Source organism: Streptomyces sp. NPDC001492 (genome assembly GCF_053597275.1).
Genome location: NZ_JBSFHW010000069.1, coordinates 7374 through 25001, shown reverse-complemented (window position 1 = coordinate 25001; position 17628 = coordinate 7374). Strand labels below are relative to the sequence as shown.

Here is a 17628-nt window from a genome sequence, read left to right as displayed (position 1 = left end):
GAACCACCTGGAAACAGTGTCCGCGGGGCGGCAGGCTGGAGGCATGGCGACGATGGCTCAAGTGACGATCCAGGAGACGGCGCCCGCGCCGTCGCACGGCACGGGCGCCGAGGTGCGGCGCCATGAGCTGGCGGCTTTCCTGCGCAGTCGGCGCGAGCGCATCACCCCCGAGGAGGTGGGGCTCCCGCGCGGCCGCCGGCGCCGCACGCCCGGTCTGCGCCGCGAGGAGGTCGCCCAGCTCTCCGCGGTCGGCGTCACCTGGTACACCTGGCTCGAACAGGGCCGTGACATCCAGGTCTCCGTCCAGGTCCTCGACGCCCTCGCCCGCACCCTGATGCTCGACGCCACCGAGCGCGCCCACCTCTTCCAGCTGTCCGGCGCCGTGGACCCGACCCCGGCCCTGCTGTGCCCGTCGGTGACTCCCGCGCTGCGAGCCATGCTGGAGCAGCTTGAGCCGTACCCCGCCAGCATCCAGAACAGCCGGTACGACATCCTCGCCCACAACCGCACCCTCGGCCTGCTGCTGTGCGACCTGGAGGCGGTACCGCCCGAGGACCGCAACTGCATCCTGCTGTCCTACACGAACGACGACTGGCGCGACTCGATCGTGCACCTGGAGGACACCCGCCGCCTGATGGCCGCCCGCCTCCGCGCCACCATGGCCGGCCATCTCACCGAGCCCGCCTGGAAGATGCTCCTCAAGCGCCTGCGCGAGTACCCGGAGTTCTGCGAGGCCTGGGAGCGCCACGAGGTGGTCGCCGCCCACAGCAGACGCAAGGAGTTCCTCAACCGCCTGGTGGGCCGAGTGGTCGTGGACCAGTCCGAACTGTGGCTCGGCCCGGAACTGGGCTCCCGGATGGTCACGTACGTCCCGGCGGACGAGGAGTCGAGGGCACGGCTGGAGAGGCTGCACGAGATGGCCCTCAAGAGGGACGCTTCTCAGCCTGCCTAAGGGCAGCGGCTTTTGCTTTCAGGGGCGCGGGGCTGTGTCGATGTGCGGCTCCGCCGCGATGGGGGCCCCGCTCGAGCGAAGCCGAGAGTGGGGGAGCGACCAGCCCCCACCGACCCGCACCCGCCGAACTACGCACTGACCCCCGTCGTTTGGCGCACCTCCGCGGACGAAAGCTCCGCAGCTGTCCGCTCAGCACTGCGCCGAGCCCACCGCCCACTGCTCAGCGCCCCAAGCCCAAGCACCGCAGCCCCACACCCCGTGAGAATCCACCACCCCGGCACGGAGGCCGAGACGAACACGTCCTTGTACGACGACGAGCCGACCCCGGAGGCCAGCACCGCCCCCACCACAGCGACCCCGAGCGTCTGCCCGAGCTGCCGGCTGGTGGACGCGACGGCGGCGGCAACCCCCGCCTGGGCGCGAGGCATCCCGGAAACCGCGGTATTGGTGATCGGCGCGTTCACGAACCCGAACCCGATACCGAACAGCAGGTAACCGACGAACAGCGTCACGTTCGACGTCTCGGCCTCGAACCCGGCGAACAGCACCCCGCTCGCCGTGATCGCCGCCCCGGCGACGAGGAGCGACAGCCGCGGCCCCCTGCTCCCCACCAGCCGCCCGGACAACGGCGCGCACAGGAACGTCGGCACCGCCATCGGCAGCATCCACAGCCCCGCGTGCAGGGCGTCGTACCCGCGCACGTTCTGCAGATACAGCGTCGACAGGAACAGGAACCCGCCGAGCGCGGCGAACGCGCTGATCGCGATCACCGTCGCCCCGCTGAACGGCACTGACCGGAAGAACCGCAGGTCGATCAGCGGTTCCTCGCGACGGGGCTCGTACCACAGCAGCCCCGCCAGTGCGGCCAGCGCGGCCGCGACGAAGGGAAGCACGTAGTCCGCGCCCGAGTTCGGGGCCTCGATGATCGCGTACGTCAGGGAGCCGAACAGGGCGATCACCAGGAACTGGCCGACCGGGTCGGGGCGGCGGGCCTTGGGCGCGCGGGACTCGGGAACGTAGCGCAGCGTCAGCAGCAGGGCCGCGAGGCCCACCGGCAGGTTGACCCAGAAGATCGAGCGCCAGCCGACCGACTCCACCAGCAGCCCGCCGGCCAGCGGACCCGCGGCCATCGAGATGCCGACCACGCCTCCCCAGACACCGATCGCACGGGCGCGTTCGGCCGGTTCCGTGAAGGTGTTGGTGATGATCGACATGGCGACGGGGTTGAGCATGGAACCGCCCACCGCCTGGATCATGCGGAAGGCGATGAGCGAGTCGAGGTTCGGGGCGAGGGAGCACAGCAGCGAGCCCGCGGTGAAGACGATCAGGCCCGCCATGAAGACCCGCTTGCGGCCGATGCGGTCGGCCGTGGAGCCGGAGAGCATCAACAGCGAGGCCAGGACCAGCGTGTATGCGTCGATGGTCCACTGCAGTCCGGCGGTGCTCGCGTGCAGCTCCCGCTGCATCGACGGCAGAGCGACGTTCAGAGCGGTGACGTCGAGGCTCACGATCAGCAGGCTCATGCAGCAGATCGCGAGCACCAGGAAGCGTCGGCGGTGGCTGAGCTCGGGCATGCGTGTCACTTTACGCTCACATCGATAGTGTGTCTAACTAATAGTGCAGCTAACTAATGGCTGCTACATGATCACTGTCGATGCGCGACAATGGGCCAATGCCCACGCCCGTGTCCCCGCTGCAGATCGGCCCGCACACCGTCGAGCCGCCCGTCGTCCTGGCCCCGATGGCCGGGATCACCAACGCACCCTTCCGCACCCTGTGCAGAGAGTTCAGTGGCGGCAAGGGCCTGTTCGTGAGCGAGATGATCACGACCCGGGCGCTGGTCGAGCGCAACGAGAAGACCATGCAGCTGATCCAGTTCGACGCGACGGAGAAGCCGCGCTCGATCCAGCTGTACGGCGTCGACCCGGCCACCGTGGGCAAGGCCGTCCGCATGATCGCGGAGGAGGACCTCGCCGACCACATCGACCTGAACTTCGGCTGCCCGGTCCCCAAGGTGACGCGCAAGGGCGGCGGCTCGGCCCTGCCCTACAAGCGCAACCTGCTGCGCGCCATCCTGCGCGAGGCGGTCTCCGGCGCGGGCGACCTGCCGGTCACCATGAAGATGCGCAAGGGCATCGACGACGACCACATCACCTTCCTCGACGCCGGCCGGATCGCCGTGGAGGAGGGGGTGACCGCCATCGCCCTGCACGGCCGCACCGCCGCCCAGCACTACGGCGGCACGGCGGACTGGGACGCCATCGCCCGCCTCAAGGAGCATGTGCCGGAGATCCCCGTCCTCGGCAACGGCGACATCTGGTCGGCCGAGGACGCGCTGCGGATGGTGCGGGAGACGGGCTGCGACGGCGTGGTCGTGGGCCGCGGCTGCCTGGGCCGGCCGTGGCTGTTCGCGGACCTGGTGGCGGCCTTCGAGGGGCGTACGGAGGCCATCGCGCGCCCCGCCCTGCGCGAGGTCGCCGACATCATGGTCCGCCACGCCACCCTCCTCGGCGAGTGGATCGGCGACGAGTCCAAGGGCGTCGTCGACTTCCGCAAGCACGTCGCCTGGTATCTGAAGGGCTTCGCGGTCGGCAGCGAGATGCGCAAGCGGCTCGCGATCACGTCCTCCCTCGCCGAACTCCGCGCCGGACTCGACGAGCTGGACCTCGACCAGCCCTGGCCCACCGGCGCCGACGGCCCCCGCGGCCGCACGTCCGGCAACAACCGGGTGGTGCTGCCGGACGGCTGGCTGAAGGACCCGTACGACTGCGCGGGGATCGGCGAGGACGCGGAGCTGGACACCTCCGGCGGCTGAGCCGCCGCGGGGCCCTCAGTCCTTCTTCGGGTGCGGGGTCGAGCCGTACGCCGTGAGGAACCTGTCGCGGAAGGCACTCATCTTCCAGACCGGGGCGTTGTGCGCCGGACGCAGGCCGTCCGACCAGCCCCAGCTGTCGATCTTGTCGAGGACCTTGGGGTCCTTGGCGACGATCGAGATCGGCACGTCGCGGCTGGCGTGGTTGCCGCTGACGCGGGCGATGGGCTGGTGGTCGCCGAGGAAGACCAGGACGGTGTTGTCGTTGCCGTAGCGCTCCAGCCACTGGGTGAGGGCGGTCACCGAGTACTGGACCGACTTGCCGTACTCCGCCTGGGACCTGGGTGAGCTGGCGATGATGTCGGACGGCTTGGTGCCGGCCTTCTGGATGGCCTTGAAGACCGAGCCGTCGCCCAGGTCGTTCCAGGGGACCATCTTGGGGATCGGGGCCCAGGGCTGGTGGCTGGAGGTCAGGATGACCAGCGACATCAGCGGCTTGCTGCGCTTCTTGCCGTGCTCCAGGTTCTGGAACTGCTGGAGTGCGTACTGGTCCGGCATCGTCGACCAGCTGAACTTCGGGCCCTTGTAGCCCATCTGGAAGGCGTTGCGATAGGAGTCGAGGCCGTAGAACTTCGACTCCGGCCAGCTCTTCTGCACCCCCGGCATGATGCCGACCGTGTCCCAGTCGCCCGTCTTCCTGAACGCGTCGGTGAGGCTCATGTGGTCGCTCGCCATGAGCGTGCGGTAGCGCTGCTGGTTGCTGATCCACAGGCCCGACATGGTGGTGGAGTGACCAAGCCAGCTGCTGCCGCCGTAGGTCGCCGACGTCAGCCAGCCGCTCTTGGCGTGGAAGCCCGCCTTCGCCAGCGCCTCGGTGCGTGCGTCGAGCGTCTTGTCGACGCCGGGCGCCTCGACCGGGTCCTCGATCGCGCTGCGGCCGTAGCTCTCGATGAAGGTGAAGATCATGTCCTTGCCCCGCAGATCCGGCACCAGCTGGCCGGGCGGTGTGTTGCCGAACTCGTCGACCTTGGCGACCTTCTGGAACTCCGCCTCGTCCCGCAGCGTGTCCCGCACCCGGACCGCCTGGACGGCCACTGCCCCGGCCGTACGGTCGGACGCCAGCGGAACCCCGGCGATCTGCAGCCCCAGGGCGGAGCAGGTGACCCAGACGACGGCGGCGGCCAAGGTCCCCCGGGTCGCGATCTGTTTGTGCAGCGCGAGCAGGTTGCTGAGCCGCACCATCGCCAGCGCCATCACGCCGAGGACCACGAAGACGAGCACGAAGACCCCGACGGTCGCCCCGACCTCCACCGCCTTGCCCATCGAGTCCGCGAGGTACGACTGCGCGTCGGGCAGCAGCTCCCAGTCCAGTACGACGTTGAAGGGCCGCCCCAGGTACTCCGTGAACCCCATGTCCAGCAGGTTCAGGACCACCATCGCCCCGAGCGCCGCCCCCGACAGCGCCGCCACCACCAGCCTGGGCCGCCGCGGCAACGCCAGCGCGACGGCCGCCCCGATGATGGCCTCCACGGGTATCCGCGTGACCCACCGGCCGGCCTCCAGCGTGGTCAGACGGTTCGGCAGCAGCAGCGCACCGAGGACAAGGAGGGCGGCGAGGACGGTGACCGTCCACCGGGTGTTGCGGACGGCCGTGGGGTGCCGGTCGCGCCACCCGGCGAGGCGGGCGCGCAGACCGACCTCGGGTGCCGTGTCCTCCGTGATGGTGCCGGCCGTATCCGGCTGCTGACGAACGCGCGTGAAGACAGGCACCCGAAGGTCCTTCCGTGCGAGACCCGTGGAAAGGCGGCGGGCCACGCTGGGGAGGCTACGGGGCCCACTTCAGGACCCGCTTGGCCCGCCGCCCTTCCGTACGCAGTGCCACACGGGCCTGTTCACGGGACATCGGCAAACACCGGGCAAACGCCCGGTCAACGCCGCGGTCACGTCCTTTGAGGCGTGCGCGGATCTGCTTTTGAGGGGCGCGGTCAACTGCCGGTCTTTCAGGAGCGCGGTCAACTGCACGCCTTTAGGGGCGCGGGGCGGTGTCGATGTGCGGCTCCGCCGCGTGGGCGCGACAAGCCACAACGAACCCGCACCCGCCACACGACCGCCCCCGATCGAACTCCTACGCACCCCCCACGGCAGTGAGCAGCGCCAATGGAGCCGCCGCAGACCGAGACTCCCGCACGCAGGCATGCGGATATGGAACCGGCTCGGCGTGGGTGTCCCGCCCGTACCCCGCAATGACCTCCGGCAGCCGATGCCCCGCGGCCGTCGCCGCGTCGACCAGGGCGTGGGCCACCGTACGGGCCTCGTCGTGCAGCCCGTACCGCGCCAGCCCCAACGCGATCAGCGCGTTGTCGTGCGGCCACACCGAACCCCGGTGGTACGACAGCGGGTGATACGCCGCCTGGCCCGCGGCCAGCGTCCGCACACCCCACCCCGAGAAGAAGTCCGGCTCCAGCAGCCGCCGGCCCACCAGCTCGCCGTACTCCTTGTCCAGCAGCCCCGACCACAGCAGATGCCCGGCGTCCGAGGCGAGCGCGTCCACCTGGTTGCCCTCGCCGTCCAGGGCCAGCGCCGGGAAGGACCGGTCCGGCATCCAGAAGTCCCGCTGGAAACGGTCCCGCAGATCACCGGCCGCCTGCTCCAGCAGCGCCGCATACGTCTCGTCGTCCCAGACCGTGCGCGCCACCCACGCCGTGCGGCGCAGCGCGTCGTAGGCGTACCCCTGGGCGCCCGCGGCCATCACGGCGCCGGTGGCGCGCGTCCCGTCGGCGGAGCAGATCGCGCCGGGGGAGTCCTTCCAGTTCTGGTTGGCGAGGCCGCCCTGGTCGGCGCGGTAGACCAGATAGCCGCGCGAGGTGAGCCCGCCGTGATCCAGCATCCAGCCGATCGCCGCACGGGCGTGGGGCTCCAGCCGGCGCGCGAGTGCCAGGTCCCCGGTCTGCTCGACGTACGCACCCAGCAGTACGAGGAACAGCGGCGTGGCGTCCACGGAGCCGTAGTAACGCCCGAACGGCACCTGTCCGAAGTGCGCCAGCTCGCCGTGCCGTACCTCGTGCACGATCTTGCCGGGCTGGGACACCGAGTCGGCGCTGGTCTCGGTCGCCTGGGTGGCGGCGAGCGCGGGCAGCGTGGCGGCGGCGAGCTGCGGGCGGTAGGGGAGGGCGAAGAGGGAGGTCAGCAGGGCGTCGCGGCCCAGGAGGGTGAGGAACCAGGGGGCGCCCGCGGCCGGTACGCGCAGCTCCTCGCCGTCCGGGCCGGTCGCGGTGACCTGGAGCGAGGCCAGGTCCGCGAGACCCCGTGCACAGGCCGCCGCCAGCTCGGGCCAGCCGGTCGGGAAGGGCACGCCCTCAGCGAACTCGCCCTCCAGCGCGAGGAGTTGGGCGTTGGCGGCGGCGGGCGAGTCGGGGATGCGGGGGTCCTGCGCCGCTCCGTGCGGACGGGCGGCCACCCGCAGCGCCAGTTCCGCCGTGCCGTGCGGCTCAAGTTCCAGCGTCCACACCAGGCGCCGGGCGCCCGTGCCCGTCTCCTCGACGCCGTCCGGGGCGGGCTCGGCCGTCACCGTCGTACGGGAACGCCATTCACCGCGCTGGTAGCCGAACTCCACGCCGTCGTCCAGGACCTGGCGGGAGCGGATGGCGCCGATCTTGGTGTACGTGCGGTGGTCCGAGCGCAGCTCGAACTGGTCGGTGAAGTCGGCGTCCGCGGTGACCGCGAGGCGGATCGTCGTCGGCACCGGGCGGTTGCTGGTCACCCGCAGGGACTCCACGAACGCGCTGTCGCCGACGGCCTGTTCGCGGAAGATCGTGTACGCGGGCGGCTCCTGGCGGCCGCCGCGCGGGACCAGGACACAGCGCGCGGTGTCGCCGTCCGCGACCGGTGTGAGCGACTCCGGCACCGCGCCGTCCACCGTCAGCTGCCAGCGGCTCAGATGCCGGGCATCGCGCACGAACAACCCGTCCGGGGAGCCCGACCCCCGTACGCCGCTGATGTCCCCGCCGTCGCCGACGGCGGCGAACGTCCCGCCGTGCACGAGCAGATGATGCCGGTCGGTCATGCCCGGTCGCCTCCCCTGACTTCCTCGTCGCTCCTGGCGAAGTCACTTCCGTCGCGGCCGCTTCTGCCGAAGCCGCCGCTGTCGACGTCGCCTCGGCCGACGTCACTTGTGTCGAACGTGCCGATGCCCGTGCCGGACACGCCGTGTCCGGGGCGCTCATGGAGCAGATCCAGCGCGAGCGCGGCGGTCCAGCCGAACCCCCTCGCGCCGCACGCCTCGCCGGTGAACGGGTCCACGTACTCGGCGAACCCGGAGCTGCCGGCGATGTCCAGGACGGCCTCCCGCAGCGCGTCGGCCCGCGACTGCTCGCCGTGCGTGCGCAGCCCCCGTTCCAGCAGCCAGCTCGTGTTGAACCAGGCCGGGCCCCGCCAGTAGCGGTGCGGATCGAAGGCCTCGCCGAGGAGGTCGTAGGAGGGGGCCAGGCGGGTCGCGCCGCCGAGGCCGAAGTGCGGGCCGCAGGCCGTGCGGACCAGGGCGGCGGCCGTCTCGCGCGGGAGCGTGGGCAGGAGAAGCGGGACGAGGCCCGAGACGCTTCGCTCCCGGATCAGCCGCCCGCCGCGCACGTCCCGGCAGAAGAACATGCCCTCCGCGGGGTCCCAGAGCCTCTCGAGCAGCGCGCCCGTCAGCCGCTCCGCGCGCGCGTGGCGGGCCGTGCCCGGCGCGCCCAGCTCGTGCGCGATCCGGGCCAGGGCGTGCTCGGAGGCGATGAGCAGGGCGTTGAAGGACGGGTCCTCGACGGCGAACTCCGCGCCCCGGTCGGCGTAACCGCGGTCCCGGTAGTCCGTCGCCAGCCGTACGTACCGCCCGTAGTCCAGATCCGTCGGTCGGTCCTCGGCGGCCCCGTGGTCGAGGTCGGCGCGGCGGAAGGAGCGTGCCGGGGCGGGGGTGACGCGGGCCAGCGGGGCGTCCCAGCAGGGGCTGTTGTCCATGCCCTGTTCCCAGGGGTGCACGACGGACGCCAGGCCGCCGCCCAGGTCCCGCCGGTGCAGCAGATAGCGGTGCCAGGCGGCCAGCCGGGGATACATCCGGGTGAGGAAGCCGCGCGCACGGGACAGCCCCGGGTCGGCGCAGTGCACCAGCCAGACCGCCAGCGCGTGCACCGGTGGCTGCACGATGCCGGAGGTCTGTACGGTGCGCGGGGCGCCCGCAGCGCGCCCCGCGGTCGAGGAGCGCCAGAAGTCGGGGCTCGGGAAGTACGCGTCGAGCGGTACGGAGGGGTTGAAGACGATGTGCGGGATGCGCCCGTCCTCCCACTGGGCGGCCAGCAGCGTCTCCAGCTCCGTCTGGGCCCGTAACGGCGACAGGTGTCTGAGGCCGATCGCGATGAAGGCCGAGTCCCAGGACCACTGGTGGGGATACAGGCTGCGTGAGGGGACCGTGGACGCTCCCGTCCAGTTGTCGGCCAGCACCCGGGCGGCCCTGACGTGCAGCGAACCCGGCTCCGGGGGCGGATCGTATGCAATGGGGTGCTGTGCGGCACGGCTGGTGAGTTGGGCAGTGCGATCCACTCGGGGCTCCCCGAAAGACATGCGGTCGACCGGTTCGGTCGTGGCTACCGTAGAGTTACGTCTATTTAACACGCAAAACCCAGGATGTAATGCAGGCTTGAGAAACACAAGGGGGTGCGCATGACCGGACGGAGCCAGGCCAGCGCCGGAGATCTGCTCGAACTGGTGCGAAGCGGGCGTGCGACCACACGCGGCGCGCTCCAGCAGGCCACCGGACTGTCCCGCGCGACCGTCGGCCAGCGCCTCGACCGGCTCTTCCGTGCGGGCTGGCTGCGCGAGGGCGCCGGCGGCCCCGTCGACTCCCCGCTCGGCGGCCGCCCCTCCATCACCCTGGAGTTCGACGACGAGCACGCCGTGGTCCTCGCCGCCGACCTCGACACCCGCCACGCCCGCGCCGCCGTCCTCACCCTGACCGGCGAGATCCTCGCCGAGCACTCCGGCACGCTCGTCGTCGAGGACGGCCCGGACGCCGTACTCGGTGAACTCGGCCGCTGGTTCGCCGAGTCGCTGGAGAAGGCCGGGCAGCGGGCGCAGTCGGTCTGCGGCATCGGACTCGCGGTGCCGGGGCCCGTCGACAGCGAGAGCGGGCGGGTGGTGCAGCCGCCGATGATGCCGGGCTGGGACGGCTACGACATAAGAGGCCGCCTCGCCAGATCCCTCACCGAGCACACGGGCGCAGGTCCCGTGCCGGTGCTGGTGGACAACGACGCGAACCTCATGGCGTACGGCGAACAGCGCACGGGATACCCCGACTGCTCGGCGTTCGTGCTGGTCAAGGTGTCGACCGGTATTGGCGCGGGGGTCGTGGTCGACGGCTCGATCTACCGCGGCATCGACGGCGGCGCAGGCGACATCGGGCACATCCGGGTGGGCGCGGAAGCGCTGTGCCGGTGCGGGTCGTACGGCTGTCTGGCCGCCGTCGCGAGTGGCGGCGCCGTGGCGCGGAAGCTGGCGGAGGCGGGAGTCCCGGCCGCGTCCGGCTCGGATGTGCGCGATCTGCTGGCGGCCGGGCACCCGGAGGCGGTCGGGCTCGCGCGGGAGGCGGGACGGCGGGTCGGGGACGTACTGGCGACCGTCGTCACGCTGCTCAACCCCGGGGTCCTGATGATCGCCGGGGATTTGGCCGGAACCGCATTCCTCACCGGCGTACGGGAGCTGCTGTACCAGCGGGCGCTGCCCCGCTCCACGGCGCACCTGGACGTCGTCACCTCGCGGCTCGGGGAGCGGGCGGGGCTGGTCGGGGCCGGTGCGCTGGTCGTGGAGCACCTGTACGCGCCGGAGCGGGTGGAGCAACGGCTGCTGGCGATGGGCGTGTGACGTCGGGGTCTCCGTCCCGTTTCTGTCCCAGAAGGCGTCCGCATGGTGAAATCCGGTGCTCTGTGGCAGCGTGATTCTTGCCACCCTTGATAAGGGTTGCGCTCAGATGAGCGGATCTTGGGCGACTGCACTTCTCCAAGGGGTGGCACTCGGTGCCACCCCTTGATCGTTCATCGATCGAAATCAGACGTGCAGGATGTCCGCTCATCTGAGCGGAACTCCGTGCTCATGGGCGGTCTTGCGTTCAAGAAGTGAAAACATCTGCCCGTCGAGGCTTGCCAAGCTTTGACTTTCGATCCGCTGGCGGACGACTGGTTACGGGCACATGACACACGAGTAGACGTACCCAGACGCCTTTGATCTGGGTATGTTCCTCGCCGTCAGGGCAGCCACCGCGTCCTCGAGGGAGTCGAGACCGTGTCGGAAAACAAAGAACCCCACGTAGCGAAGTTCGTTTACGACTTCACCGAGGGAAACAAGGACCTCAAGGACCTCCTCGGTGGCAAGGGCGCGAACCTCGCCGAGATGACCAACCTGGGACTCCCCGTTCCTCCTGGCTTCACCATCACGACCGAAGCCTGCAAGGTCTACCTCGACAGTGGCGAGGAGCCCGCGGCACTGCGTGACGAGGTGAGTGCGCACCTCGACGCCCTCGAGGCGCGCATGGGCAAGAAGCTGGGCCAGGCCGACAACCCCCTGCTCGTCTCGGTCCGTTCCGGCGCGAAGTTCTCGATGCCCGGAATGATGGACACGGTCCTCAACATCGGGCTCTCCGACCAGTCCGTGAAGGGTCTCGCCGAGCAGGCCGGCGACGAGCGGTTCGCCTGGGACTCCTACCGGCGCCTCATCCAGATGTTCGGCAAGACGGTCCTCGGCGTCGAGGGCGACCTCTTCGAGGACGCGCTGGAGGCGGCGAAGGCGGCCAAGAAGGTCACCGTCGACACCGAGCTGGAGGCCGCCGACCTCAAGAAGCTGGTCACCAAGTTCAAGAAGATCGTCAAGACCGAGGCCGGCCGGGACTTCCCGCAGGACCCGCGCGAGCAGATGGACCTCGCCATCAAGGCGGTCTTCGACTCCTGGAACGGCGACCGCGCCAAGCTGTACCGCCGCCAGGAGCGCATCCCGCACGACCTCGGCACCGCCGTCAACGTCTGTTCGATGGTCTTCGGCAACCTCGGCCCGGACTCCGGCACCGGCGTCGCCTTCACCCGTGACCCCGCCTCCGGCCACCAGGGCGTCTACGGCGACTACCTGCAGAACGCGCAGGGCGAGGACGTGGTGGCGGGCATCCGCAACACCGTCCCGCTCGCGGAGCTGGAGCAGATCGACAAGAAGTCGTACGACCAGCTGATGCAGATCATGGAGACCCTGGAGAACCACTACAAGGATCTCTGCGACATCGAGTTCACCATCGAGCGCGGCCAGCTGTGGATGCTCCAGACCCGCGTCGGCAAGCGCACGGCGGGCGCCGCCTTCCGTATCGCCACACAGCTCGTGGACCAGGGACTGATCGACGAGACCGAGGCCCTGCAGCGCGTCAACGGCGCCCAGCTCGCTCAGCTGATGTTCCCGAAGTTCGACGAGGAGGCGAAGGTCGAGCAGGTCGGCCGGGGCATCGCGGCCTCTCCGGGTGCGGCGGTCGGCAAGGCCGTCTTCGACTCGTACACCGCGGTGAAGTGGTCGCGCTCCGGCGAGAAGGTCATCCTGGTCCGCCGGGAGACCAACCCCGACGACCTCGACGGCATGATCGCGGCCGAGGGCATCCTGACCTCGCGCGGCGGCAAGACCTCCCACGCGGCCGTCGTCGCGCGCGGCATGGGCAAGACCTGTGTCTGCGGTGCCGAGGAGCTGGAGGTCGACACCAAGCGGCGCCGGATGACCGTGCCCGGCGGGCATGTGGTGGAGGAGGGCGACCTCATCTCCATCGACGGCTCCAGCGGCAAGGTCTACCTGGGCGAGGTCCCGGTGGTGCCCTCCCCGGTCGTCGAGTACTTCGAGGGCCGGATGCACGCCGGCGCCAACGACGCCGACGAACTCGTCGAGGCCGTCCACCGGATCATGGCCTTCGCCGACCGCAAGCGCCGCCTGCGGGTGCGCGCCAACGCGGACAACGCCGAGGACGCGAACCGCGCCCGTCGCTTCGGCGCCCAGGGCATCGGCCTGTGCCGTACGGAGCACATGTTCCTCGGTGACCGCCGTGAGCTGGTGGAGAAGCTGATCCTGGCGGACACCGACGCCGAGCGTGAGGAGTCCCTGAAGGAGCTGCTGCCGCTGCAGAAGCAGGACTTCGTCGAGCTGTTCTCGGCGATGGACGGCCTGCCCGTCACGGTCCGCCTCCTGGACCCGCCGCTGCACGAGTTCCTGCCGGACATCACCGAGCTGTCGGTCCGCGTGGCCCTCGCCGAGTCCCGCAAGGACCCGCACGAGAACGAGCTGCGGCTGCTGCAGGCGGTCCACCGCCTGCACGAGCAGAACCCGATGCTGGGCCTGCGCGGCGTACGCCTCGGCCTGGTCATCCCCGGTCTGTTCACCATGCAGGTACGGGCGATCGCCGAGGCCGCGGCCGAGCGGAAGAACGCCAAGGGTGACCCGCGTGCCGAGATCATGATCCCGCTCGTCGGCACGGTCCAGGAGCTGGAGATCGTCCGCGAGGAGGCCGACCAGGTCATCGCGGAGGTCGAGGCGGCGACGGGCACGCAGCTCAAGCTGGCCATCGGCACCATGATCGAGCTCCCGCGCGCGGCCCTCACGGCCGGCCAGATCGCGGAGGCGGCGGAGTTCTTCTCCTTCGGCACCAACGACCTCACCCAGACGGTGTGGGGCTTCTCCCGGGACGACGTGGAGGCCTCGTTCTTCACGGCCTACCTGGAGAAGGGCATCTTCGGGGTGTCGCCCTTCGAGACGATCGACAAGGACGGCGTGGGCTCGCTGGTCGCCGCCGCGGTGAAGGCGGGCCGCGAGACCCGTCCCGACCTGAAGCTCGGCGTCTGCGGCGAGCACGGCGGTGACCCGGAGTCGGTCCACTTCTTCCACGAGGTGGGTCTCGACTACGTCTCCTGCTCGCCGTTCCGTATCCCGGTGGCCCGCCTGGAGGCGGGACGCGCCGCCACCCAGTCGGCGGGCAGCGACCACCGGTAGGCCCCGCGGCCACAAGAACCCCGGAGCCGCCGCCCGTCCCCGACCCTCAACACCGATGGGCGGCGGCTCCGGATCACCAAAGAGGGGCGGCACCTTGTGCGGAGGTGCCGCCCCTTCGGGCATGATCTGCCGAGACTGTCAAGCCAAGTCGCTGACCAGGCAAAATAGCGTTTTCTGGCGTTGGTTGCAGTTGAGCCTGCGCGAGGGCGTTGTGCCCTCGTTGTGCCCTCCGGGCACGGCCGGGGTCTGTCACGCGCTGCTACGACAGGCGCCCCGTCCTTGCCCCAGGGCGGGGCTTTTGCGTTTGTATCAACTGCCGAGTAGCGCAGGCGCTTCCCCGAGGCGTGAATGTCCGGGACCCCGAGCTCCCTACTTCAGGGCAGGGGAGGAGCTGCCCTGTTGCACACATCCAGGAGCGGGGCGTCAGACCAGTTCACAGCCCTATCCGAAGCTCTGCGGACGCTGACGGACGCGTCCGGACCACCGGCGGTTTGAGACCATGATTGAGACCACGGCCGCTTACATACCGCAGCAGGCCCCGGGACAGGGCATCGTCCAGATCGCGCCGCTAGTACTTCCCGGTCGCAGGCATCGCGGCACTTGGTGCGGGGTTGACGTTTCGGCTGTTTGAGTGGGGGGTCTCGTCCTACGCTGGGCTTCTTGTCCGTTGATACGTGGGGGTGTTGTGGTGTTGGTCGAGGGTCTGATTGCGGTGGCGGCGGCCGGTGGCGGGGCGATCGTTAAGGCGGCAGGGACGGATGCGTGGGCCGGGATCCGCAGCGGTGTCGCGCGAATTCTCGGCCGTGGTGAGGCAGGGCGGGAGCAGGCCGAGCTCGAACGCCTCGATCAGACTCGGGCCGAGCTGGAGTCGGCCGGTGAGGGCGCGGAGTCGGAACGCGTTCAGACCGTTCTGGTGACCCGCTGGCAGACCCGTCTGGAGATGCTTCTTGAGCAGCTCACGGACGAGGAGCGTCAGCAGGTGGCGGCTGAGTTGCAGGCTCTGGTCCAGCAGGCGCAGGCCCATGCCCCGGTACAGAGCACGCACAACGACTTCAGCCAGGCGACGTTCACCGACAGCCAGGTGCTCGGCAGCGGCACACAGAACAACACGATCAATCGATAGAGGCGCGGGCGGCGGGCATGGGGGCGAAAAAGACGTCCGGCAAGCGCAAGAACGGCGGCAGGAAGGACACGCGTCCCGGACAGGGGCAGAGGGCTGGAGGCAGTTTCGCGGGGGCGTCATTCGAGCGCAGTCAGGTGCTCGGCAGCGGGACGCAAACCACGAAGATCAACGTGCAGGCGTATGCGGCGGTACCGACCGCTCTGAATGCTCTGCCTGGCCTGCCGCAGGAGTTCACAGGCCGCGGCGATGAGATCACCAAGATCCTCTCCCTGCTTGACCCCGAAGGCGGCGCGGATGCGGCGGTCGGGGCGATCGCGGGATTGCCGGGCGTGGGCAAGACCACCCTCACGCATGCCGTGGGGCGTGCCGCGCTCGACCAGGGCTGGTTCAGGCGTGTGCAAGTGGTGAACCTGCGCGGGTACGACCCGACTCCGGTCCCGCCGGAGGACGCCCTGGAGGCGCTGCTGCGAGCCCTTGGTGTTGCGGCGGAGCACATCCCACCGACGCTGGACGAGCGGGAGGGGCTCTATCGCTCCCAACTCGAAGCGTTGGCTGTTGAGGGGCAACGGGTACTGATTCTCCTGGACAACGCCTCAGCCTCGAACCAGGTCCGGCCGCTGCTGCCGGCCCGTCATCACGCAGTGCTGGTGACCTCCCGGCACGCCCTGCCTGGGCTCGGCGCCCGCCTGTTCAATCTCAATCCTCTCCAGCCCGATGCTGCCGTCGACCTCCTGCACCAGCGGCTCAAGGTCGCCGATCCCGACGATCGACGTGTGGAGGACGAGCCCTCGGCCGCGGAGGAACTCGCGGCGCTCTGCGGCTATTTGCCCCTGGCGCTGCAGATTGCTGCCGCGCTCCTGGCTGACGATCCCGACCAGCCGCTGTCCGAGCGGGTACGGATGCTCACCGACGCCGGCACCCGTCTCGGTGGCCTTGATGACGGCGAACGCAACCTACGCGCTGTCTTCGACGAATGCCTCACGCGCCTTTCACATCAGGAGGCCGATTTCTACCGTCTCCTGGGCCTCCACCCGGGCCCGGACATCTCCACCCCTGCCGCGGCAGCCCTGATCGGCCAGTCCGCCGACAAGGTCACCCAGATGCTGAGGCAGCTTGTCCGAGCACGCCTGCTCACCCAGAGCAGCCAGGCGCGCGACCGCTGGTCCATGCACGACCTCCTACGCGTCCACGCGCAAGAACAGGCCCGCATCACTATGGGCCGCGACCGGGTTCCACGTCGACGCTACGAACAGGCTCGCGTCCGGCTCACCGACTACTACGTCCGCCATGCGCAAGCAGCCGACATCCATTTCCGGCCACGAGGCGAGGCCGCGTCGACGTTGTTCGTCGGACGCGAGCAGGCGCTGGCGTGGTTCGATGCCGAACGCGAAAATCTCCTCGCCACCATGCATACATACGCCCGCACCAAGACGGCCGTGGAACTAGGGTTTTCCCTCGGCCGCTACCTGCAGTGGCGACGGCGAATCCAGGATCTTTTGACCGTCCGCACCCAGGCACTCGAAGCCTGTCAGGCACTCGGTGACGTGGGGAACCTACCTGGCGCCTGGAGCAACCTCGGCGGCGCACTCGCAGAACTTAAGCGATACACCGAGGCACTCGACGCCTACCAAGCCGCCCTCGACCTCTTCCAGCAGACCGGCGACATCGACGGCCAAGCCGGCGCCTGGAACAACCTCGGCACTGCACTCGGAGAACTCAAGCGCCACACCGAGGCACTCGACGCCCACCAAGCCGCCCTCGACCTCTTCCAGCAGACCGGCGACATCGACGGCCAAGCCAGCGCCTGGAACAACCTCGGCGGCTCACTCAGAGCACTTAAGCGCCACACCGAAGCGCTCGACGCCCACCAAGCCGCCCTCGACCTCTTCCAGCAGGCCGGCGACACCCACCGCCAAGCCGTCGCCTGGAACAACCTCGGCGGCTCGCTCACAGCACTTAAGCGCCACACCGAGGCACTCGACGCCTACCAAGTCGCCCTCGACCTCTACCAGCAGACCGGCCACACCCACGGCCAAGCCGGCGCCTGGAACAACCTCGGCGGCTCACTCAGAGCACTTAAGCGCCACACCGAAGCGCGCGACGCCTACCAAGTCGCCCTCGACCTCTACCAGCAGAACGACGACATCGACGGCCAAGCCGGCGCCTGGAACAACCTCGGCACCGCACTCGGAGAACTTAAGCGCCACACCGAAGCGCGCGACGCCTACCAAGTCGCCCTCGACCTCTACCAGCAGAACGACGACATCGACGGCCAAGCCGGCGCCTGGAACAAGCTCGGCACCGCACTCGGAGAACTTAAGCGCCACACCGACGCGCGCGACGCCTACCAAGTCGCCCTCGACCTCTATCAGCAGACCGGCGACATCGACGGCCAAGCCGTCGCCTGGAACAAGCTCGGCACCGCACTCGGAGAACTTAAGCGCCACACCGAAGCGCGCGACGCCCACCAAGTCGCCCTCGACCTCTATCAGCAGACCGGCGACATCGACGGCCAAGCCGTCGCCTGGAACAACCTCGGCACCGCACTCGGAGAACTTAAGCGCCACACCGAAGCGCGCGACGCCCACCAAGTCGCCCTCGACCTCTATCAGCAGAACGACGACATCGACGGCCAAGCCGTCGCCTGGAACAACCTCGGCACCGCACTCGGAGAACTTAAGCGCCACACCGAAGCGCGCGACGCCCACCAAGTCG

General features: G+C 69.8%; 10 protein-coding genes. 6 read left to right on the top strand and 4 right to left on the bottom strand.

What is annotated here, in order from left to right; all coding sequences use genetic code 11:
• Positions 1-43: 43 nt before the first annotated feature.
• Entirely contained in the window at positions 44-952 is a 909-nt protein-coding gene (locus ACWC1K_RS46705) for a helix-turn-helix transcriptional regulator (protein WP_450839872.1), read from the top strand.
• A 128-nt stretch (positions 953-1080) separates the two neighbouring features.
• On the opposite strand, the gene ACWC1K_RS46700 is transcribed toward ACWC1K_RS46705, so the two are convergent.
• On the bottom strand, positions 1081-2526 hold the full coding sequence (locus ACWC1K_RS46700; protein ID WP_450839870.1) for an MFS transporter: 1446 nt from the start codon (positions 2524-2526) through the stop codon (positions 1081-1083).
• Positions 2527-2624: 98 nt separating this feature from the next.
• Between ACWC1K_RS46700 and dusB the strand changes: the two genes are divergently transcribed.
• Positions 2625-3767 (top strand): tRNA dihydrouridine synthase DusB, encoded by a 1143-nt coding sequence (gene dusB / locus ACWC1K_RS46695; RefSeq protein WP_450839868.1) that lies wholly within the window; start codon positions 2625-2627, stop codon positions 3765-3767.
• A gap of 15 nt (positions 3768-3782) precedes the next feature.
• Here the strand turns inward: dusB and ACWC1K_RS46690 are convergent, their stop codons facing one another.
• The 3 genes from ACWC1K_RS46690 to ACWC1K_RS46680 form a co-directional block, all read right to left on the bottom strand.
• Positions 3783-5534, bottom strand: coding sequence for a CDP-alcohol phosphatidyltransferase (locus ACWC1K_RS46690; protein WP_450839866.1), 1752 nt, complete (start codon positions 5532-5534; stop codon positions 3783-3785).
• Positions 5535-5889: 355 nt separating this feature from the next.
• A complete protein-coding gene (locus ACWC1K_RS46685) occupies positions 5890-7827 on the bottom strand; it encodes an amylo-alpha-1,6-glucosidase (protein WP_450839864.1) in 1938 nt (645 codons plus the stop codon).
• The gene (locus ACWC1K_RS46680) at positions 7824-9335 is read right to left on the bottom strand and encodes an MGH1-like glycoside hydrolase domain-containing protein (protein ID WP_450839862.1); all 1512 of its coding nucleotides are present in this window, start codon (positions 9333-9335) and stop codon (positions 7824-7826) included. Before ACWC1K_RS46680 ends, ACWC1K_RS46685 begins: the two co-directional genes overlap by 4 nt.
• Positions 9336-9455: 120 nt before the next feature.
• On the opposite strand from ACWC1K_RS46680, the gene ACWC1K_RS46675 reads away from it, so the two are divergent.
• The 4 genes from ACWC1K_RS46675 to ACWC1K_RS46660 form a co-directional block, all read left to right on the top strand.
• On the top strand, positions 9456-10652 hold the full coding sequence (locus tag ACWC1K_RS46675) for an ROK family protein (RefSeq protein WP_450839860.1): 1197 nt from the start codon (positions 9456-9458) through the stop codon (positions 10650-10652).
• Between the two features lie 417 nt (positions 10653-11069).
• Positions 11070-13790, top strand: coding sequence for a pyruvate, phosphate dikinase (ppdK, locus tag ACWC1K_RS46670; protein ID WP_450839858.1), 2721 nt, complete (start codon positions 11070-11072; stop codon positions 13788-13790).
• Positions 13791-14475: 685 nt separating this feature from the next.
• A complete protein-coding gene (locus ACWC1K_RS46665; RefSeq protein WP_450839856.1) occupies positions 14476-14913 on the top strand; it encodes a hypothetical protein in 438 nt (145 codons plus the stop codon).
• A gap of 17 nt (positions 14914-14930) precedes the next feature.
• On the top strand, positions 14931-17628 hold a 2698-nt coding region (locus ACWC1K_RS46660; protein ID WP_450839855.1), incomplete at its 3' end, for a tetratricopeptide repeat protein.